Source organism: Carboxydocella thermautotrophica (genome assembly GCA_003054495.1).
Lineage (GTDB): Bacteria > Bacillota.
Window position 1 is genome coordinate 1639392 of the sequence record CP028514.1, and the last position, 19703, is coordinate 1659094.

A 19703-nucleotide genomic window follows, 5' to 3' on the forward strand; every position below is an offset into this window, starting at 1 on the left:
ACCCTCACCCTACCATAAAACTTTCGTTATAAATGTGGTTTTTTCCAGACCTAAATCAAGTTGATAGCTGGCCGCCAGCTTTTGTTTGTTTTTGTCATAACAAACCTTAATAATGGGGCGAGTGGCCACATTCTTCTCTACATTAACCACAATTCCAATTTCCCCACTGCTCAACTGCACTACCGTCCCCAGAGGATATACCGGAATAAACTGGATAAAAGCCTTTACTGCCCGGGCATCAAAATAAAGATTTCCGCCACCGTACAAAAATTCAATAGCTTCATGGGGTAAACAACGCATCTTACCCCCTAAAGGACCGGTATAGGTATCAAAAACATCGGCAACCATTATAATTCGAGAAAATAAGTCAATTTTTTCTCCTTTTAGATGCTGAGGATAACCGCTGCCATCCCAGCGTTCATGATGGTACAAAGCCACCCTGGCAATCGCTGGCGAAAACCCTTCTTCTCTAAGAATTTTATAGCCAATATTGGTATGCTCTGCACAGACTGGATTTGCATGTAAGGGATTTTCCAGATCTTGTTGTAACAGTTCCGGCTCCATCCTGGTGCGCCCAATATCATGAAGCAAGGCCGCTGTAACCATTTCTTCCATCATTTCAGGGGTCAGATGCATCCCTACCCCTACCAGGGCGGAAAAAACCGCCACATTGATGGAATGCTGTAAAGTAAAATCATCGATGGCTCTTAAATCAAGATAAAACTTACTGACTTTTTCATTCTTGATGACTTTTTCCAGGTAATAGCGCGCATTTTGATAGATCCCTTCTATATTTTCCCGCTCTTGATAAAGTCGTACCGGTATATATTTATCCAGCACCCCTTGTGCCATCTGTAAAACTTTATCAACCAGGACTTCTCCTGCTTCTGTGATCAATGTGCCCGGGGAGCAAATAGCCACCTGGGAGAGCGCCATATTCTGAAGCCGATTAATCAAACTTTCAGTTAATACCGTACCTTCAGCTACCAGAATCATACCATTGTCTCCTAGTATGCTTTCAGCCATGATCATTCCAGGCTGCAAGTCTCTGACTGCAATTTTTTCCATCGCTACGCTCCCCCTCTCCAACCTACTAAAACTAATTCGTCACCACTTGAATAAATTCCTGCCACTTTTCCCGCAAATTAAAAGACGAAGCACACAGGCTTCGTCTAACCAGCAATCTTGATGGCTGTAATCAGTTCTTTTTCAATAATTTCCACATCTAACAGGCACCGTTTGGTGATTTCCGGATCTTCTATGGTTTTTAGGATATCTTTGGTTTCATCCAGATAGTATTGTAAAATGCGCACCAGCAGATTGATCAGAGCAGCATCTTCACATTCAACCGCAAACCGTTCCCCTTCCACCGGGTTTTTCACGGCTGGATTTATAACTTCTTTGATTATTTTCTGCTCAGCCAGAATTTTTGCGATTTCTTCCTGATCATGAGTGGAATTAAGAATTTTATCGGAGTGCTGCAAGTAATGCCAGACGGCACTGGCCAGAATATACGGCAAATGTTCGCCACTCTTGCTGAAAATAATCCGCATGTTGTTTCCTCCTTATTCGCCCAAGTTAGGTACAGCAACCCCCTTTGTTTAGCTATATTATAAAAGATTACCCTGGAAAAAGCAAGGGACCCTCACCCTTTATCTTGCAGCCAGGTCAGTTAGCAACTGCCCTACAACCGCCCTGGCCTGTGCAATGCTGTCACTGATACTTTTCGGTCCCTGACAGGTGCCACAGACATAAATCCCTTTTTTCGAGCTCTGGTAATTTCCTGGCTCCAGATTGGCCAGAAAACCAAACCGGTTCTGTTCAATCCCCAGGGTTTGGGCCAGTTCAGTCAGCTCATTTTCAGGAGTAATAGCAGTAGATAATACAAGCAAATCAAATTGCTCGCTTTCTACTCTTCCGGACAGGGAATCAGTATAACGTACTGTCACCTTTTCATAAGGGAAGGAAAATACTTTAGCAGGAATGCCCCGGACCAGTTTAATCTGAGCTACTTCCTCAATTTCCTTCAAGTACTTGTCAAAACTGCGGCCAAAAGTTTGAATATCCATGTAAAAAACTGCGATCTCAGAATCTGGAAGCTCATGCTTGATCTTGCGGGCCAAACGCAGAGCATACATGCAGCAAACCTGAGAACAATATTCATTGCCTAAAGCCAGATCCCTGCTGCCTACGCATTGAACAAACCCGATTTTCTGCACTCCGGGATAGGCTTTGACAAACTTCCCTTCCCTGGCCAGAGCCTGTTCCAGCTCCAGAGCGGAAATCACACCCCGCTGCCAGCCTAAGCCCAGCTCACCCCGCTTTTCGGGAGCCAGAGGAGAGAATCCGGCTGCTACGATAATTCCGGCTACCTGGATTTCCACTTCCCCGGCCGGAGTCTTGAGTTGCACCTGGTAGTTGCCAGGTTGCCCCCCGCAGCGGCTGACACGGCTATGCAGATAGACCTTAATTCCTTCTTCAGCCTCCACTGCTGCTCTGACCTGCAAGACCAGACAGGCAGAACATTTAGCACAGTTGTTTGTCGCTTTGCAGGCATAGGTGGCCGCCTTACCGCCCAGGACCCCATCCTTTTCTACCAGATGAACGGTAAAACCATTTTTAGCTGCCGCCTGGGCAGCTGTCAGACCGGCAATACCGCTTCCTATCACCAGCAAGTTATTGTTACTCACTTTACTCCCTCCTTGCCGGCTCTAAATAGTCGGGCGCGGCAAAAGTCCTGCCCTCTCCACAATGGTCGGAATAATCTCTTCCCAGGCGACCGCCATAATGTGTACCCCGGCAATTCCCTTCATATTGCGTAAATACTTAATCTGCTCAACCACCAGATTAACAGCTTCTTCCTTTACATCCTCCGCCTTTTCCAGGCGCTGACAGATTTCCTCCGAAACCATCATCCCTGCCACATTTTTCTGCATATATCTGGCCGCCTTGGCAGACTTAATCGGCATTACGCCGGCCAGAATATAGGCCCTTTCATGTAATCCCCGTTCGCGTACCAGCTCCATCCAGCGCTCAAACCGTTCCATATCCAGAATACACTGGGTTTGGACAAAATCGGCACCGGCATTGATTTTTTTCTCCAGACGGGTTACCCGAAATTCAAAGGGGTCAGCAAAGGGGTTAGCTGCACAGCCAAGGAAGAACTTGGGAGGCTCGCTTTTCATCTGTTCCCCGCACTGGAAATAGCCTTTACGCATTCCATCCAGAGTCTGTAAAAGCTGAATGGAATCCAGATCCCAGACGTTCTTGGCCATGGGGTGATTACCAAAACGCTGATGGTCACCGGACAGACAAAGAATATTCTTTATCCCTAGAGCTGCCGCCCCCAGGGCGTCTGACTGCAATCCGATGCGGTTCCGATCCCGGCAGGTCATCTGGATAATGGGCTCAATTCCCATATCAACCAGGATTTTGCCGGCAGCTATAGAAGACATCCGTACGATCGCCGTCTGGTTATCTGTTAAATTGAAAGCATCAGCGGCATTGCGTAAGTGCTCTCCGTGTTTTTTGATTACATTGGCATCACAGCTTTTCGGTGGCCCAATCTCACCGGAAACCACAAACTCGCCCCTGCGTAACAGTTGTTCCAGTTTACTCCCCGCTTTCAAGGTACAGTTCCTCCCTTACCAGTTTTCTCGGCCCTCCGTCCCGGGCTGTAGTCCAGTCTTTCGGTGGCTGAATTTCCAGCAAGCGCTCCACCAGACCCAGGCGCTGTAAACGGTCATGGATAAGCTGCCAGCCACAATCAATATCTTTGGAGATTTCGCATTTACCGTTTTGTGAACCGCCACAGGGACCATTGAGCAGGTTTTTGGAACAACGGGCGATAGGACAAACTCCTCCGGTAATGCTGAGTACGCAATTGCCACAACCCAGACATCTTTCCGCCCATTCCCCTACTTTGAGGTTAATGCCCATAAACTTGGTATTCAGGGCCGGATGCACCCTTACCGCCGGGAATCGTTCTGCAACCCCCTGCACCCCTACACCACAGGCAGTGGAAAGGATAGCCTCAACTTCCGGTACCATTTCCCTGACCTGGTCTATAAATTCATAATCACATTGTCTTTCTACCGTAGCCTCTAAAACTTCTAAAGGTTGCCCGTTTTCCTGCCGGGCCAGGCGTAGCTGTTCTGCCAGTATACCTACTTCCTTTTCACCACCGGCCAGGCAGACAGTCACACAGCCCCGGCAACCCAGTAATAAAATCTTTTTATAATTGGAGACAGACTGTAAGATCTCTTCCAATGGTTTACGATCAGCTACTATCATTTATTTACCACCTTCCCCGGCTTATCCCCTAAGGCTGCCAAACGTTGAGCAAAAGCCAGTATTTCTTCCGCAAGTTGAGGGCCCATATTAGCTGCCAGATTGACAAAAGCCATTCTTTCCGCATTTACGCCCATAGAGGCCAGCATCTTGGCCACTCCCTGCCAGCGCTGTTCTGCCCGGTTATTACCCCGAAGGAACTTGCAGTTCTCTTTCTGGCAGGCCAGCACCATTACCCCATCAGCTGCTGCCAGGCTCTTATAGAGGTAAAGCACATCCAGCCTCCCTGAACAGGGTAGTTTGATAGCTTTGACCTTCAGTTGGGAGGACAAATTGGGTCGGGCCGACTGATAGGCCAGCCAACCGGAATTTTCACAGCAAAATGCAATTATCCTGGCCATCAGTTTACCGCCTCCTTTAACTGTCCCAGAATTTCCTGGTCCTCATAGCCTGGCATGGTAATGGCCTTACCTGGACATTCAGCCGCACAGATTCCACACCTTCTGCAGGCAATAGGATTCATATAAGCCACCGAACCATACAGGTTGTTATAGCTGGCATAATCATGTTTAATTTCAATGGCACCATGCGGGCAACAGCGATAACAGGTTAGGCAAACAACACACTTTGCCGCCTCTACTCTGGGATAGTTTGCTATTACTTCCACTTCAGCAGCAGGCAGCTTTTGCTGAATTTCCCCCGCAACCAGAGCCGCATCCATCAAAATCGCCTGGTAAGTGCTGGGAGCATGGGTATTTCCAACTACATATATACCTTCCCGGGAAGTGAACTGTGGACCAATATGAACATTATCTTCACCCCGGAAATCATAGGCATCCAGCCTAATACGGAAAATCTGTCCTAAAACCCTGGCATCCTCGTTGGGCACAATCTCTTCCGGAATAATCAGCCAGTCAGCCGCCACCTTGAAGCTATTCCCTGTAGTCTGCAGGAAGGGATCCTGATAGGCTACCTCGATCTTATCCCCCTGCTTAATAATTTGCACATCCTTTTCATAACGGTAAAAATTTACTCCCGCTGCCCTGGCCCGGCCAAATAACTCTTCCAGTCCTTCCTGGGCCACCTTCATGTTTTTGGTAAATACATGCACATCTTTGTGATAGGTCTCCCGCAAAAGAAGGGCATTTTTCAAGGTGGAAATATAGGGCATATAGAAATTTTCCGTAGTTTTGCCCAGGATGAAAACATATGTCTGCCCATTGACCTCTGTCTGTTTTATGGCCTTTTCCAGGCCCAGCAGCCCTAAAACCCGGTCATTCATTCCCAAACCACCATATTTGGCCGGGCAGAGTACCGTCTGGAGGCCAATGGCAATTACAACAGCCCCGGCATTAATGGCCTGCTGACCCTGCGGCCCGGAAATCAGTACCCGGAAGTTTCCTGCTACACCAAAACAGTCAACTACCTGGCTCTGCAGGAAAACAGTCACATCACTATCATCAAGTAATTGTTTTTTTAATTTTTCAACAATTTCAGCTGGTTTTTCCCTGGTTTCTACCAGTGAAGCCAGTTCGGCAAAAACCCCTCCCAGCTGATCGCTTTTTTCCACTAAAAATACCCGGTGGCCAAGGCGTCTAAGCGCAGCAGCAGTTTCCATGCCGGAAATGCCCCCGCCAATGATTACCACATCCTGATTAACCGCAATCTTTTCCCTCATCCCTCCGACACACCTCAATTCCTTCTAACCTCAAGTTGAACCATAGAGGTAGAGAGCTTCCCGGGGATGGGAAGCTCTCATCAACCACCCGCCTCTTAGCGCTGGCGGAATATTTTCAGGTAAGAATCACAGTAAATGGTCTGGTTCAACAGAATGCTGGCAGTAGCTGCTGCATCCACCAGGTCATTATCATTGGCATCCATGATGGCGGAATCCAGGCCGGCAGCCATGGCCATGACCAGGAAAGTACGGTTAATCAAGGGCCGGTTGGGGCTCTTCTGGGACACATTGGACAGGCCTATAGTAGTCCGCGGTGCGGGACTGGCGAGCATCTTGATTTGACGCAAGGTTTCCAGCACTTCCGGCACATGGTCCTGAGCCACATTCACCGGCAGAATGAGGGGGTCTATATAGAGGTCAGTCATAGGAATGCCATAAGCATCAGCATTGACCACCAGTTCTCCGGCAAGAGCGATTCGGGACTCAGCATCCTTGGGTACACCTTTTTCATTCATGGCCAAACAGATAATAGCTGCTTCAAACTGCTTGGCCAGCGGGAACAGGGCATCCATTTTCGCCTGTTCAGCGGTGGTTGAGTTGATCATGGCTTTGCCTTTGGCAGCCTTTAAGCCAGCCTCAATAGCCAGTACGGAAGTAGAGTCGATAGCAACCGGCAAATCAACCACACTCTGGGCAGTTTTTACCATCCAGGCCATGATTTCTGCCTGTTCTTCCTGACTGGCAATGGGTCCGGTGTTGATATCCAGCCAGTGGGCGCCCCCTTCGTACTGCTTGATGGCCCACATTTCAATGGGTTTGGGGTCCCGTTCAGCAACAGCCTGCCGAATATCCTTGAACAAACCATTAATTCTTTCACCGATAATTTCAAACATTCAGTAAACCTCCCTTTTTCTCCCGGCCCAAGGCCTTTCTTTTAGTATTGTGCACCCTTGCTGATAGCAGCAACATGGTCCTTAAACTGTTTCAGGGAATCAGGATGCCGCATGAGGAAGAGATGCCCCCCTGCCTGAAGCAGTGTGGTAGCGGTCATAACTTCCCACAGGATAGCCCGGGTATATTGTCCGCCCCAATCATAACCTTCAGGAGAACCTTCATCCTTGGCTTCCTTGGCCTTCCAGGATTCCTGACCAACAAAGCAGATGATGGGCATGGCCAGCATCTTGTCACCGGTCAGAGCACCCAAACGGGCCCGTTCCATAATGGAGTAAGCATATTCAATACCATAGCCCAGAGCACCGATCAATGGGTCTATAACAATCCGGTCAGAAGGCAGATTCATTTCTGTAATCAGAATGTTCAGCTGCTTGGCCAGGTTAATGTCCAGCGGAGATGAAGCAATTACAGAATGACCATTAACCAGGGCAGTAGCTACGATGGAATTGTAGTTTTCCTGAGTGGCGCAGCCAATCAGGCAGTTTTTGCCTTGCAGCACTTCCCCCACAGTGGGGAAAATTTCTGCGTCCTTTTCTTCAACCCCACAGCCCAGGACAATCAGGGGTACATCGATAGCATCTGCAACCGCCTTGGCAGTTCTGGCTACATCTTCAGCGCTGGCATTGCCTTTGTCAGGATGCGCGCTATCCAGGCGCAATGCCACCGCATCAGCACCAAATTCAACGGCCTTTTTCGCCCAGGCCACGGGATCAGACAGTACATCTCCCCAGGCGTTCTTCAGGATTTCCGGCCAATCTTCCGGATAGACATCAGATACTTCCAGTGCAACTACCGGAGCATTAGGAACTTGCCCTTCAAAAGTCAGATAGGGTAAGGTGGAGTCTCCACCAACTTTAACTGCTTTAGGCCCTTCGCCGATAGTGACTTCCGCGACTTTGGAAGTCCAGCGTTCTTTCAGGATGGTAACAGCCATTTCACCCGCTCCTTTCGGATTTATTTATGTTTCTGCTCAATAGAAGGGAATAAAGACAAATCAGTGTGTGGCAAAAATAGCGCCGAAACGAATTCATCCATAAAAGTATTACCCACACTTAATTCCAGATAAGTCATCTTAGCCGCAATCTCGTCGACTTTGGCTCGAGCCGCCTGGGAAGTAAGGGCCAGGCAGGCTCCTTTCAAGGAGCTATTGCCGATGAACCTGTACTTTTCTTCCGGTAAATCCGGCAGGAGGCCGATGGTAACCGCATCTTTTATGTTGAGATAGTTACCAAAGCCACCAGCGATCAGAATTCGATCTACCGCTTCTAATGGCAGATCTACCATTCCCAGCATTACCCGAATACCGGCAAAAATCGCTCCTTTAGAACGAATGAGGTTCTTTATATCTGCTTCCGAAATGGTTATATCTTGTTCTATCCCACTATCCTCTGCCCATGCTAAAACAAATTCCGGTCCTTCTTCTCCCTGTCTTACCCGCGGATGTTTTAGATTGGCAAACTTGCCAGTCCGGTCAATAATTCCGGCATCCCGCAGGCGGGCAATGCAGTCAATCAATCCTGAGCCGCAAATACCCACGGGCTTGCCATTGCCGATGGTCTTCAATTTTACCTTCCCGTCACTACCGATTTCGACCCGCTCGATTGCTCCGTACATTGCCCGCATACCAAACTTGATACCGCCTCCCTCAAAAGCCGGACCTGCGGAACAGGAACAGGCAATCAGCCAGTCCTCATTTCCCAGCACCATTTCGCCATTGGTACCGATATCAATCAGGAGGGTTAATTCCTGTTGTTCAGCCATGCCTGTGTACAGCACACCGGAAGTTATATCGCCACCGACATAACTGGCTATACTGGGCAATGCATGAACCCAGGCTTCCGGATCAACCAGTAAATCCAGCTCCTTGGCTCGGATAGGCGGTACAAAATTGATGGTGGGGATATAGGGTTCCAATCTGATATAATTGGGGTCAATGCCCAGCAATAAATGGGTCATGGTAGTGTTGCCAGCACATACGACCGCTTTGATTTCCGTAGGGCTTATGCCGTTTTTCCGGCACAATCCCTGTACCAGTTCATTAATCGTTGACCGAACTGCTTCTTTTAGCTCCTCCAGTCCGCCGTTGACTTCAACCGCATGCACAATTCGACTGATTACATCATCGCCGAACTTGGCCTGACGATTATACGTTCCTCTAACATCTAACCTCTCGCCGGTGATGAGGTTGATTAGCTGTACTACTACCGTGGTAGTACCAATGTCAACGGCAATTCCGTACAGAGGAGAATTATTCTGTCCCGGAGATATGTCAACCACTTCCGTTACCCCGGCTCCTAAAGCCAGAGTCACCGTTACCTCCCAATTCCCCTCCCGTAATGCCTGGGCTAATTGAGCCAGGGCTGACAAACGGATCTGGATGTTGCTATTTTCAGTCTGCTTGCGCAGTACTGTCAGCAGGCGGCTCCAGTCATCTGTATTGTCTGTCAAGCTTGGAGGTGAAAGCTTAACCGTTTGCCGCCAAATCAGCCCAGGTCCAGACCATCTTTTTTCATCTATTTCCTGCTCGGTCAGGGTACCAGCCCTTTTTTCATCAGATGTCAACACCTGATGTTCTGCCAGACGGCTTTCCAGAGGAATTTCAACAACTATGTTATCTTGAACTTTAGCCTGGCAGGCTAATACCCAACCCTCATTCAGTTTCTGTGGTGAGAGATTGGCTGTTGCCCCCCGTTCCACTTTACCGGACTGGACAATCACCGCACAACGACCACAGGTCCCCTGACCGCCACAGGTGCTTTTAATGGCCAGGCCTGCCTTCTGAGCGGCTTTCCAGATGGTAGTGCCCGCTTCGACTTGTACTTCAACGCCGTCAGGCAGAAAGTAGACACGATGCAGGTCCATGTTTTATTTCATCTCCTAATTCCAGCGCTGTTTCAAGAAAGAAGGTATACCGGAGGATTCCCGCGGACCGACGATAACTTCAAATCCGGACAATTCCGCCAGCTTACCGGAGAGAACGGCAACGTGCCCAGGAATGATAATCTTGTTATGGTTGATCTTGTCCTTAATGCCCAGGTTTTTCAGATCTTCGGCAATCTTTTCAGGTGAGTATTTGCCTGCCGCCCAGGCTGTCAACACGGAGATCCCATCTGTATCAATGGGTATTACATAAGCAGGTACCCGGGAAGCTTCCACATCACCGGCTACGCAGAAATAAGTAAGCGAGAAGTTAGTGGTGATGAAGACAGGAGCATCCGGACCAGGATTGCCAATTTCATAGATTTTAGCTTCTACCGCAATCGGCTTCTGCGGGTCAGTGTAAATGTTCAGCCGCAGAGTGATCAGCGGTAATACCACAGCCGGATCGGCACTGCTGATAACCACAATACCGGCATATTTTGCAATATATACTCCCGCATCGATGGCTTCCTGCAAGGGGTTCTCAGGATTGCTGGCAAAGGCAATCGCCGGATAGCCAAAAGGACGGAACTTTTCTTTCAGGGCCTTACGGCGGATCTGGGTCAGATCACCAAGAGCCTGAGCTACTTCCCTGGCGCCGGAGTCAATGACCAGTTCTTTCCATCCAAGAGCAGTTACCTTTTCTACCAGTTCAGCCAGTTCATTCAGGTTACTGCCTTTTACAGCCAACGGCACTTGATATTTCTTGGCCAGTTCAGTCATCGCTTCATAGTTTTCAGCAGTAGCAGCATAAACCAGGGGCTTGCCAGCTGCAGCTACTTCCAGGGCCTGGCCCATAGCATTAACGTCAGAAGAAATCAGAATCAGCGGATACTTGGTTGCGCCCTGAACGGCTTTAACAGCTTCTACGAATTTGCCGGCATCACCAGAGCGGTTCACTACAGCCACCAGATCCACTTCGTGAATCTGACCAACCCGGTCAAAGACCAGCTTGTTGATAGCATCCACTTTCGCTGCAATTTCTTCAGCACTCATGTCATCGTAGACTTCAATAGCAATGCCAGTGGGATGTTCGAACCGCTTATCATGACGGAACAGGACAGTTTCATTACCAATGGACAGTTCCTTTTCCCCGGTTCCGATTTTAACCAGAGCGATAGGAGGAGCAGAAGCTGCACCCAGGAATTCTTTAGCAGCATCACTTACATAGGGACATGCTTCCAGGGAAGCTTTACCAGCGGCCAGCTGCATAGCAAAGGCCAAACATGTCGGTTGCCCACATTCTTTACAATTCTTTTTAGGCAACTGTTTGTAAATCTCCAGACCGGTTAATGCCATTCTCTAAACCCCTTTCCAATCTTTATTTTAATGGAGTCAGGAGAGGTCTATCCCCCTCCCGACCCCAAACAATCTTTGACTTAGAACAGCGGATCCATGGTCAGGGCCGGATGGCCTTTTTCTTCCAGGAAGGGCAGGATTTCATCCGGGGTGGTACCCACTGTTTCGTCAGCGATCTTGTCAACAAAGTCTCGGCCCAGCCCCAGTTCTTCAGCCCTTTCAGCCAGCTGCTCTCTCATCTGTTCCTTCAATTCTTTGGGCATCCAAACAATCCGGGCCAATCCGCCATCTGCAGGAATGAATTTCTTGGAAAGCATATAGGACTTACCAATCCCCATGAAACCAGGCAACTGAGCGCCACCACCGCAGGTACCTGCCAGGGTGGAGAAGGTCATACCACAAGGAGTTTCCCCGGCATGCTCCCGGTTAACCACCATGATACCATTCAACTCAGGCACAATGGCCAGAATGGCTTCAAAGCAACCACAGGAAGTCATGGGGTATTCCATAATGGTATAGAAGTTAACATGCTCAATTGTGCGCTGGGAGTTGTTGAAAATAAACTCATCGAAAGACTTCCAGCGACCTTTAATCGGGTCTTCACACTCACCCTTGGGAATGGGCTGGTTAGCACCATGGGGGTTAATCTCATAGGCAGCCTTGGCATCCAGCCAGCTAACCGCACCACAGAGACCAACCCGTTCGGGAGCAACCACGCAAACGTGGGTAGGAGCAAAGGACTGACACAGAGTACAGCTGTAGAAGGTATCTACACCTTCGTCGGTCAGCTCCCGCAAGCGAGCATCCCGCTTGGCATATTTCTCCCGGGCCACTTCCCGCATTTCCACAACTTTTTCCTCATCAGTGATAATGGTTACCTGCACCCGGTCGACGATGGCCGGAAACTCGGACTTAAACTTGGCATAGAGGATTTCCCCGAAATGCTTCATACGGAAGCCTTTCTCATAAGCGCCCTTGCTGATCCGCAACCAGCACAGATCCCGCTGGGCCACGTGCCAGAGACCTTCACCATAGTTGATGAAGTAATGGATCCGTCTTTCCAGCACTGGCTCGAAGTCTTCCTGCATCTTGCGGCCAGCTACATCGACAATAATTCCGATAGGATAGGCCTTGCCTTCTTCCATCTGATCCACATCAGGTCCAATCAGTTCGATCTTATGGTCTTCCACATCATCCAGTGGCATCATCCGCACCAGTTCGAAGCCAGGCTTACGGCCACCGCCGAATTCCACATACATATCTTTCTTACGGATGGATTCCCCTTCGAAGGCAGGACCGATGGTGACCGGTACGGGAATATCCACGATTTTGAGCTTGATGCCCCGCAGTTCCATGGCCACCTGGACCATTTTCTTGTAATCCTTTTCAGTCACAAACCAGTCAGGCAGCTCTTCCTCCAGATCCTGGTCGGTGATGCAGGGGAAACCGAGGTCAATGGCACCAAAACCGGCAGCAATCCGCACCTGATCCAGTTCGCCCAGGAAGAGGACGAAAGCACGAACCCGGCGAGCCTGGTAGTCCAGCATTTCTTCCCGGCGGCCAGGTTTGATACCCCCGAAAGCCAGACCAGCGCGCAAGGCGAAGTTAACAGCATGAATAACCTGAGTGAAATCCCCCAGCGGGAAAGCAATATAATCGGTACCCAGTTTGATGCCGGCCTCAATACACTGTTCGATCACTTCATTGCACAGCATCAACATCATGCCTTTGGATTGCAGGTCCTTGATCATTGCAGCCAGCTCTTCTGTACTGCGGGCCTTACCGACAATAACTGCAACCCCGGGAATAGTAAAGTCAACCAGAGGTACACCGAATTTCCGCAAAATCCGGTCATTGAGGAAACCGGTGAAATAGTCACCCGCATAGGGATCATTGCCGTTAACATACTTAATAGCCTCAATTACTTCGGCAGCATAGAGGGTGGCTTCTCCGGCCAGTTTGGCATTTTCAAAAGTAAGAGCCTCTCTCAGGTACTGGTTTTCCACCCGGCTCAGAATGGGCGGCAGATCACCCAGTTTGGTCACTTCTTCCCCGCTCAGGGAGAGCATAACCGGCAATTTATAGGCCGTATCCGGATAGGCGATAGGCGCTTCCGGACCATACTCCTGCAGAGCTTTGTCCAGCAAAATTTTCGCATAGCCAAGAGCGATTATCGCTCCCTCATATGCATCTTTAAACAAAGTCTGTGACATCTTTCCTCCTCCTTACCTTCCAATATGGGCTGTTGAGATGTTACTTACCAGCCAGTTCAGCAGCCTGGGCCAAAGCCTTTTTGCGGATGCGCAGACGCCATGCCCGTTCTTCCAGTTTGTTCAGCATCTTTTCAGCAGCCTTTTCATAATCCTGTTCCAGAATCAGGTAGCCACCAAAGACATCTTCAGCGATATTGGTGACCACTCCATAGACCAGTTTGGAGCCTTCCACAGGAACCAGGGTACCGACATGAACAGGCATGCCCAGAGTTACACACCAGCTACCAATGGCAATGGCCTTCTCACTCATAGCCTCAGGCGCAGATGCCACCCAGGGAACTCTTGGTGTATCTACCCCCAGTTCATCCGCCATCAGCATCAACAAGTCGCTGGCCCGGCTATTATCAACACAGGAACCCATATGGAAAACCAAAGGAAGCTTTTCGCTGATCTTACCGGCATTGGCTTCATTCAAGCGATTCAGGAAAGCCTTCAGGCCAGGACCGGCAAATTCCTCAACCGCCTCACCGTTCAGCAGGCCATGTTTAGCAAAAGCTTGCGCTGAACAGCCTGTTGCCACTACGAACACATCATTGGCTACCATTTTCTTAATCACGCCAATGTGTTTTTCATCCTGCACACCTTTCAGGTTGTTACAACCGGCGAAAAGCGCCACACCCTTGATTTCACCATTCAAAATGGCATCAGTTAAGACACTGATCGGACGCTCGGGATTGATGGCAGCGAAAATCTCCAGTAATGCCTCCAGACTCCAGCCACCGACAACCTTGTTCTTGATTTGCGGGATATAGACCTTTTGACCATCTCTTTCTTTGTAGTTTTCAATGGCCAGACGGATAACCTTGCGGGCATTTTCCATGGCATCTTCTTCATTGAAATAAACATGATAGGCACCAGGAATCTTGGCGATATCGGAAGTAGTAATCAATTTGGTATGGAAGCATTCACAGACCGCCTGCAAGCCGGGCATAATACACTGAACATCTACTACCATGGCATCTAAGGCCCCGGTCATAATGGCCAGTTCCTGAGAGCCAAAGCTAGTAGCAATGGGCACACCCTGGCGCATCAGAACCTCGTTACCGGTACAGCAGATACCTACACAGTTGATGCCTTCAGCCCCGGCAGCTTTGGCTTCAGCTTCCATTTCCTTGGCAGCCCGGACAATCAGTTCACTCAAGAGGGGGTTGTGACCGTGAACAGCGATATTGACTTTGTTTTCCTTGATTACCCCCAGGTTAGCTTCAGTGACAGTGGGGACAGGAGTGCCGAAAATCACGTCAGACAGATCAGTACTGATATGCATGCCGGTATAGTCACCCATAGCAGCTTTCAGACCACCAAAGATAATGGATACAGGATCAGCATCCATACCCATGTGAGTCTGGCTTAACAGTTCTACGATAGCACTATTGATACCTGCAGGCATGGTCTTAGTTTCCCGCAGTTTCTTGACCCGGCCTTCGGTAACAGTTGTTTTAACCCAGGTGGCCTCACCGAAACCGCTGAGTCGCTGATAATCTTCCAGAGCTGCCAGAGCCACTTCCTTGGCCAGTTGCTCAGGGGTTTTCCCTTCGGTTTCGATACCGATTCTTGCGGCGATTTTCTTCAGTTTGTTGATATCCTTAATTTCATAGTCCTTGGTCTTGCCTTCAGCAACATGCAGTAATGCCATTGCAATATGCCGACCATGATCGGAGTGAGCAGATGCACCACCCGCTACTGCGCGTACCAGGTTACGAGCCACAATAGTATAGTCAGTAGCTCCACAAATACCCTTGTTGCCACCCTGTTTTTTGGGCATAATCCGACACGGGCCCTGGATACAAATCCGGCAACAAATACCATTACTGCCGAAACCACACTGAGGCGACTGGGCTTTGGCCCGATCAAAAGCGGTAAAAATGTTCAATTCACTAGCCCGGCTCAGCATCTGCAACACACCGGGGTCAATGGACTTTTTTTGTTCGCTCATTCCCTTCCAAACCTCCTTAATCGTTTGTTACAGGTTAAAACCATGCTAATTAAATATCCCTGTTCCCTACCTCCTCCTCCAGCCTTTTCTTAATCTCTTTTAAAGTTTTATAGATAATCCCTTGCGGGCTGATGGCAACCCCGTCTTCCATCGCAGTGTCCACAGCCTCGTCATCATAGGGAATAATACCTAACAATAAATCCTGAGGCAGTTTACTGCTTAAAAACTCTTTTTCCTTCTCAGTTCTGACTTTATTACCGATAAAATAAACCCGGTTAATTCCCAGATCTTCGGACATTTTCTTCACCTGCAGAGCAGTGCCGACACTGTTCAGGGAAGGTTCTACCACTACCAGCATGGCATCCACTCCACGGGCTGTGCCCCGGGATAAATGTTCTATACCGGCCCCCATATCCAGGATAACCACATCATTTCTGTCCAGCAACAGGGAATTAACAACAGAATTAAGAAAACTGTTTTCTTTACAATAACAGGCTTCACCGCCTTTTTTCAAGCCCCCCATCCGCAAAAAGTTAATATTGTCCTTTTTCAGGCAATACTCCTCCAGAATCTCATCCACATCTGGATTCAAGGTGAAAAAAGCGCCCCCGCCGGCGTTCTTGGCATCGATGATTTCCTTCAGTTCGATGACCGGCCGGTGTTCCTGAGCAACCTGGCGCTCAATGCCAACCCCCTGAGCCAAACAGGCATCAGGGTCAGCATCAATGGCAAAAACCCGGGGATGATCTTCAGCAAAAATCCTTACCAGCGTTGATGCAATCGTCGTTTTACCTACTCCGCCTTTTCCTGAGATGGCCAGCTTCATTCCATCACCCCCTATTTCAGAAAATTTCTAATAATATTAACTTAATTATTTCGTCGTTGTCAACAAAAATCCTGCTAGGTGTTGAAAAATAATCTTGAAATGTTGTTTCTGTTATACAAATGGTCAGGTCGGGTTATTAATAATTATATTTCGACACAAATTGTTAATTCCCTGCTAGTTCCCAAAAAATTCTGAAAATAAATACAAAAAGAAAAGATACCCGCACTTGCGGGCTAAAAAAGCAAATATCTTTTTCGGAGTATCCTGTATTCAATAATTAACAACAAAATAGAAAGAATAATCAGCGCTCCTGCTACACCGCGCCAGAACAGGATTTGCCTCAAATTTTTAGTTAATCTATTGTGCAGCTCCCGTTCCCTTTGTTGCCAATTGGCCTGCTGAGTGGCAATGTTTTTTATAGTAGTCTCGTTGTCTCTGATTACTTTTTCTTTTTCAGCCAGCATCTCATAAACCCGGGCCAGAGATTGTTGCCAGAGGGAAATTTCTTTCTGCCATAACCGCAGTTCACTGTTCTGTCCTAATGCCAGCGACGGTAACGGTGGACTTGACAGCCGTCGATTTACCCAGGCCTCCAGTACCTGATTGTAAATTTCTCCCGGTAATATTAAACTCTGGTCACGAGGCATAAGCCCAGGCCCTTTCCAGATTGACAGGTAATTGCTTGAGTCTTTAATATTTATTACTAACAGCGTTCCGGGCCAGACGCCAGCCTGGTAGATTGAGCCATAGAGATTCAGCAATTGCTTGTTTAATCTGCTCAAATATTGACTGCTGGCAACAAGTTGAACCTTCAAAAACTCCGGTTTTTCGGCTGCCCAGGAAACTTTAGCCCGGTTGAGGATTTCCTCAGACGCATCCTGAACAATCTTGTCATAAGCTTGAGTAGCCTCCTGGTTACTGTAAAGGGAATCGGCCAGATAAAGATATGCCTGCAGTTCAGCTGCGGGTTTCATATCTCGCACATTATCGGGATCAGGTATTTGCAGCCAAATACCTTCCCCGGCTAAAGCTCTAACCGCCGATAAATTGCTGATTTTTTTACTGTCACCGGTAATGTCAATGATGATTGTGTGTTGTAAACGTCTTTCTTCTGCCTGCCTTTTTTCCTCATCAGGCGGATTCGCCAGAACCGGTTGAGCCAAAGCCAGGTACAATAATAACAAAACAAATAATCCAGTTTTATTTCTGAGCATAGACTGGCCCCCTTTATCGTCCTACTTCGTTAACATATATATAAGCCAGTCCAGCTCAATATGACTACCAGTCCATTATTTAGCTCGTACCACTTCCACCATTTTCATAATGATGGGTCTGGGAACCTGATATAGTTGCCAGTTCTGGTCTTCAAAACTCTTTCTGACAAAGAGTGTTCCTGCACTCTTCCCACCTATTGCCACTACGATATGATCACCGTTGATTTTCAACTTGTTGCGGTTTTGGAGTTGCTGAACATCCATCAGAAAAGCGCCAAAAGAAGGTACAGCACTCTTGACCACATTAATATTGGGAGGCAAGCCGCCGCTGTTTTTCATAATCTCTTTGGCTTTAGCTGGATCTGTTACATCCCCTTCGGGTATGATAGCATTCTTGAACTGGCCAGCTTCCGCAAAATAGACAGCTTCTTCTAACAACTTCTTGACTTTAGGATAAAGGGGGTGGTCACTGCCCATAATGATATCATTGCCCTGATTGTAGAGTATGATTTGACCCATAGTAATTGCAGGCACTTTTTCCTCTTTAACCTGTTGCGGCTGCTTCAGCCCCAAAAAATAATAAAGGAGACCAATTCCGATTAGTATTATGACTACTACAACAGCTAATGTATATTTTCTTTTTTTCATTCCTATCACCTCCAAACAAAATTTCTACAAAAAAAATGATTTTCCTGCTTGACGAAGCAGCAAGAGTGCGTTATAATTTCAAATGTCTCACGGAGGAGTTCCCGAGTGGCCAAAGGGAGCAGACTGTAAATCTGCCGGCTGACGCCTTCGTAGGTTCGAATCCTACCTCCTCCACCATAAAATATAATTCGTGCGGACATGGCGGAATTGGCAGACGCGCTAGATTCAGGTTCTAGTGGGCTCACGCCCGTGGAGGTTCAAGTCCTCTTGTCCGCACCAAATCTGCAAACTAAATCCCCTAAGATGGGGATTTTTATTTTACCAGAGAAAAGGCCAGCGTCTACCCCCAAACGCTGGCCTCCAAATATTAAACTTCACCAATTAGAAACAAATAATCATTATAATAGGTAAGTACTTTTTGCTGCAGCTGGCTGTCACCTACCTGTTTGGCATGCCGCATCAGACGCGTCAGAATCCGTTCCAGGTCCGGATCCTGCAAGTCCAGATCAACCAGCTCACCCAGCTCCTTCTGAATTTTGCCTGCCAGTTTTTCTACCGTCATCTTTTGTTCCTCCCCTTTGATGTTTTTATCTGTGAAAAGCCAGTTTAAATACCGGCTTGATGGTCCCAACTACAGCATTATGAAAATTTTTAACTTCAACTTGCCAGTAGGAAGCCAGTTTATTTTTCTCGGTAGAAGTCAACCAGCCCAGCTGTTGTAAGGCCTCGATTAATATCGGCCCCAGGGCCCGCGGATTACCATCTGCGATTTTTAGCGCCAGGCCCTGGCCCTGGTCAACCAGGCCGACGCAATAGACCCCTTCATATCCCGATTTGGCCAGTAAACGCCCCCGGGTAACCTGCATCAAATCAGTACATATCCTGTCACTACCTGCGACATAGTAAGGAGAGGAGATCATTGCCCTTACTACTGTATCAGCCGCAGAAGTGCGATGAGACGAAACCAGTCGAGCATAAGCCATTGCCATACTTTTAAGGGGCAAATGAAAGACCGGCACCCCGCAGCCATCAACCCCAAGGCCAATATCTGTCACCGCCTGGTCCGTATAGTTACTTACCATATTAAGCATCTCTTGCTGAACGGGATGTTCAGGCAGCCAGTACCCCTGGGTATCCCAACCCTTACAACGAGCCAGGGCCAGCATGCCCAGGTGCTTGCCCGAACAGTTGGAGTGCCAGGGCTGGGGTTGTTCTCCCCGCTGCCGCATTTCTTGAGCTGTTGGCCGATGGGTTGGGTAATGTAAACCGCAATGCAGTTCTGTTACATCAGCCTGGATTTTGGCAGCCAACTGCTGAGCTACCCGGATATGCTCCGGCTCAGCATTATGACTGGCACAAAGCAAAGCTATTTCTGCCGGTTCCAGGTCAAAGGTTTGCACTGCGCCTGCTTCGATTACCGCCAGAGCCTGTATTGGCTTGGCTGCTGAACGCCAGAAAGTTTTATAGTCAGGGTTTCCGACAGCCGCAAGGATAGTTCCATTGTGGTCAGTAACTACAATATGGCCGGTATGAACACTCTCTTCAAGTCCGTTGCGCAAAACCTGAGCTAATATTTCCACTTTATTCATGACCTCCTTGCCATCTAACTTTATTATTTCGCTGTTTTCTGCTAAAATCCTACTTATAAACCTGTGAACAATTTCAT

Annotated in this window: 18 protein-coding genes and 2 tRNA genes; 2 read left to right on the forward strand and 18 right to left on the reverse strand. The window is 48.3% G+C overall.

The annotated features are described in order from the left end of the window. Nucleotides 1-9 precede the first annotated feature (9 nt). From CTH_RS08325 to CTH_RS08400, 16 genes are all read right to left on the reverse strand, one after another. Nucleotides 10-1068, reverse strand: coding sequence for an HD-GYP domain-containing protein (locus tag CTH_RS08325; RefSeq protein ID WP_107753526.1), 1059 nt, complete (start codon nucleotides 1066-1068; stop codon nucleotides 10-12). A gap of 104 nt (nucleotides 1069-1172) precedes the next feature. After that, the gene (locus CTH_RS08330) at nucleotides 1173-1553 is read right to left on the reverse strand and encodes a hypothetical protein (protein WP_078665818.1); all 381 of its coding nucleotides are present in this window, start codon (nucleotides 1551-1553) and stop codon (nucleotides 1173-1175) included. Between the two features lie 99 nt (nucleotides 1554-1652). After that, a complete protein-coding gene (locus CTH_RS08335; RefSeq protein ID WP_107753528.1) occupies nucleotides 1653-2690 on the reverse strand; it encodes an FAD-dependent oxidoreductase in 1038 nt (345 codons plus the stop codon). Between the two features lie 21 nt (nucleotides 2691-2711). Beyond that, the gene (locus CTH_RS08340; RefSeq protein WP_078665816.1) at nucleotides 2712-3629 is read right to left on the reverse strand and encodes a methylenetetrahydrofolate reductase; all 918 of its coding nucleotides are present in this window, start codon (nucleotides 3627-3629) and stop codon (nucleotides 2712-2714) included. After that, a complete protein-coding gene (locus CTH_RS08345) occupies nucleotides 3613-4293 on the reverse strand; it encodes a methylenetetrahydrofolate reductase C-terminal domain-containing protein (protein WP_078665815.1) in 681 nt (226 codons plus the stop codon). The genes CTH_RS08340 and CTH_RS08345 overlap by 17 nt, the downstream gene beginning before the upstream one ends. Then, complete coding sequence (locus CTH_RS08350) at nucleotides 4290-4691, reverse strand: hydrogenase iron-sulfur subunit (RefSeq protein WP_078665814.1); 402 nt, start codon at nucleotides 4689-4691, stop codon at nucleotides 4290-4292. Before CTH_RS08350 ends, CTH_RS08345 begins: the two co-directional genes overlap by 4 nt. Continuing rightward, nucleotides 4691-5968, reverse strand: a complete 1278-nt coding sequence (locus CTH_RS08355) for an FAD-dependent oxidoreductase (RefSeq protein ID WP_078665813.1) — start codon at nucleotides 5966-5968, stop codon at nucleotides 4691-4693. Before CTH_RS08355 ends, CTH_RS08350 begins: the two co-directional genes overlap by 1 nt. 95 nt (nucleotides 5969-6063) lie before the next feature. Next, nucleotides 6064-6861 carry a methyltetrahydrofolate cobalamin methyltransferase gene (locus tag CTH_RS08360; protein ID WP_078665812.1) on the reverse strand — a complete coding sequence of 266 codons (798 nt, stop codon included), beginning with the start codon at nucleotides 6859-6861 and terminating at the stop codon, nucleotides 6064-6066. 41 nt (nucleotides 6862-6902) lie between these two features. Further along, complete coding sequence (locus tag CTH_RS08365; protein WP_078665811.1) at nucleotides 6903-7856, reverse strand: acetyl-CoA decarbonylase/synthase complex subunit delta; 954 nt, start codon at nucleotides 7854-7856, stop codon at nucleotides 6903-6905. A gap of 20 nt (nucleotides 7857-7876) precedes the next feature. Beyond that, nucleotides 7877-9784, reverse strand: a complete 1908-nt coding sequence (locus tag CTH_RS08370; RefSeq protein WP_078665810.1) for an ASKHA domain-containing protein — start codon at nucleotides 9782-9784, stop codon at nucleotides 7877-7879. 15 nt (nucleotides 9785-9799) lie between these two features. Then, a complete protein-coding gene (gene acsC, locus CTH_RS08375) occupies nucleotides 9800-11140 on the reverse strand; it encodes an acetyl-CoA decarbonylase/synthase complex subunit gamma (RefSeq protein WP_078665809.1) in 1341 nt (446 codons plus the stop codon). A gap of 80 nt (nucleotides 11141-11220) precedes the next feature. Beyond that, a complete protein-coding gene (gene acsB, locus CTH_RS08380; protein ID WP_078665808.1) occupies nucleotides 11221-13353 on the reverse strand; it encodes an acetyl-CoA decarbonylase/synthase complex subunit alpha/beta in 2133 nt (710 codons plus the stop codon). 40 nt (nucleotides 13354-13393) lie between these two features. Beyond that, nucleotides 13394-15349 (reverse strand): anaerobic carbon-monoxide dehydrogenase catalytic subunit, encoded by a 1956-nt coding sequence (gene cooS / locus CTH_RS08385; RefSeq protein ID WP_079906174.1) that lies wholly within the window; start codon nucleotides 15347-15349, stop codon nucleotides 13394-13396. Nucleotides 15350-15398: 49 nt separating this feature from the next. Continuing rightward, entirely contained in the window at nucleotides 15399-16175 is a 777-nt protein-coding gene (locus CTH_RS08390) for an ATP-binding protein (RefSeq protein ID WP_078665806.1), read from the reverse strand. Nucleotides 16176-16408: 233 nt separating this feature from the next. After that, nucleotides 16409-17389 (reverse strand): hypothetical protein, encoded by a 981-nt coding sequence (locus CTH_RS08395; protein ID WP_107753530.1) that lies wholly within the window; start codon nucleotides 17387-17389, stop codon nucleotides 16409-16411. 75 nt (nucleotides 17390-17464) lie between these two features. Beyond that, nucleotides 17465-18037 carry a hypothetical protein gene (locus tag CTH_RS08400; protein ID WP_107753532.1) on the reverse strand — a complete coding sequence of 191 codons (573 nt, stop codon included), beginning with the start codon at nucleotides 18035-18037 and terminating at the stop codon, nucleotides 17465-17467. A 91-nt stretch (nucleotides 18038-18128) separates the two neighbouring features. Between CTH_RS08400 and CTH_RS08405 the strand changes: the two genes are divergently transcribed. Together CTH_RS08405 and CTH_RS08410 are read left to right on the forward strand one after the other, a co-directional pair. Further along, a tRNA-Tyr gene (locus CTH_RS08405) sits at nucleotides 18129-18214 on the forward strand. A 15-nt stretch (nucleotides 18215-18229) separates the two neighbouring features. After that, a tRNA-Leu gene (locus CTH_RS08410) sits at nucleotides 18230-18316 on the forward strand. 88 nt (nucleotides 18317-18404) lie between these two features. Here CTH_RS08410 and CTH_RS08415 read toward each other — a convergent pair. Beyond that, nucleotides 18405-18599 (reverse strand): hypothetical protein, encoded by a 195-nt coding sequence (locus CTH_RS08415; RefSeq protein WP_107753534.1) that lies wholly within the window; start codon nucleotides 18597-18599, stop codon nucleotides 18405-18407. A 25-nt stretch (nucleotides 18600-18624) separates the two neighbouring features. Then, on the reverse strand, nucleotides 18625-19626 hold the full coding sequence (locus CTH_RS08420; RefSeq protein WP_107753536.1) for an asparaginase: 1002 nt from the start codon (nucleotides 19624-19626) through the stop codon (nucleotides 18625-18627). Nucleotides 19627-19703 lie beyond the last annotated feature (77 nt).

Bases quoted from the DNA above. Each gene is read 5' to 3' on its own strand.
- CTH_RS08325 (WP_107753526.1), bottom strand. From the start codon at position 1,068: ATGGAAAAAATTGCAGTCAGAGACTTGCAGCCTGGAATGATCATGGCT.
- CTH_RS08330 (WP_078665818.1), bottom strand. From the start codon at position 1,553: ATGCGGATTATTTTCAGCAAGAGTGGCGAACATTTGCCGTATATTCTG.
- CTH_RS08345 (WP_078665815.1), bottom strand. From the start codon at position 4,293: ATGATAGTAGCTGATCGTAAACCATTGGAAGAGATCTTACAGTCTGTC.
- CTH_RS08350 (WP_078665814.1), bottom strand. From the start codon at position 4,691: ATGGCCAGGATAATTGCATTTTGCTGTGAAAATTCCGGTTGGCTGGCC.
- CTH_RS08355 (WP_078665813.1), bottom strand. From the start codon at position 5,968: ATGAGGGAAAAGATTGCGGTTAATCAGGATGTGGTAATCATTGGCGGG.
- CTH_RS08360 (WP_078665812.1), bottom strand. From the start codon at position 6,861: ATGTTTGAAATTATCGGTGAAAGAATTAATGGTTTGTTCAAGGATATT.
- CTH_RS08365 (WP_078665811.1), bottom strand. From the start codon at position 7,856: ATGGCTGTTACCATCCTGAAAGAACGCTGGACTTCCAAAGTCGCGGAA.
- CTH_RS08370 (WP_078665810.1), bottom strand. From the start codon at position 9,784: ATGGACCTGCATCGTGTCTACTTTCTGCCTGACGGCGTTGAAGTACAA.
- acsC (WP_078665809.1), bottom strand. From the start codon at position 11,140: ATGGCATTAACCGGTCTGGAGATTTACAAACAGTTGCCTAAAAAGAAT.
- acsB (WP_078665808.1), bottom strand. From the start codon at position 13,353: ATGTCACAGACTTTGTTTAAAGATGCATATGAGGGAGCGATAATCGCT.
- cooS (WP_079906174.1), bottom strand. From the start codon at position 15,349: ATGAGCGAACAAAAAAAGTCCATTGACCCCGGTGTGTTGCAGATGCTG.
- CTH_RS08390 (WP_078665806.1), bottom strand. From the start codon at position 16,175: ATGAAGCTGGCCATCTCAGGAAAAGGCGGAGTAGGTAAAACGACGATT.
- CTH_RS08395 (WP_107753530.1), bottom strand. From the start codon at position 17,389: ATGCTCAGAAATAAAACTGGATTATTTGTTTTGTTATTATTGTACCTG.
- CTH_RS08400 (WP_107753532.1), bottom strand. From the start codon at position 18,037: ATGAAAAAAAGAAAATATACATTAGCTGTTGTAGTAGTCATAATACTA.
- CTH_RS08415 (WP_107753534.1), bottom strand. From the start codon at position 18,599: ATGACGGTAGAAAAACTGGCAGGCAAAATTCAGAAGGAGCTGGGTGAG.
- CTH_RS08420 (WP_107753536.1), bottom strand. From the start codon at position 19,626: ATGAATAAAGTGGAAATATTAGCTCAGGTTTTGCGCAACGGACTTGAA.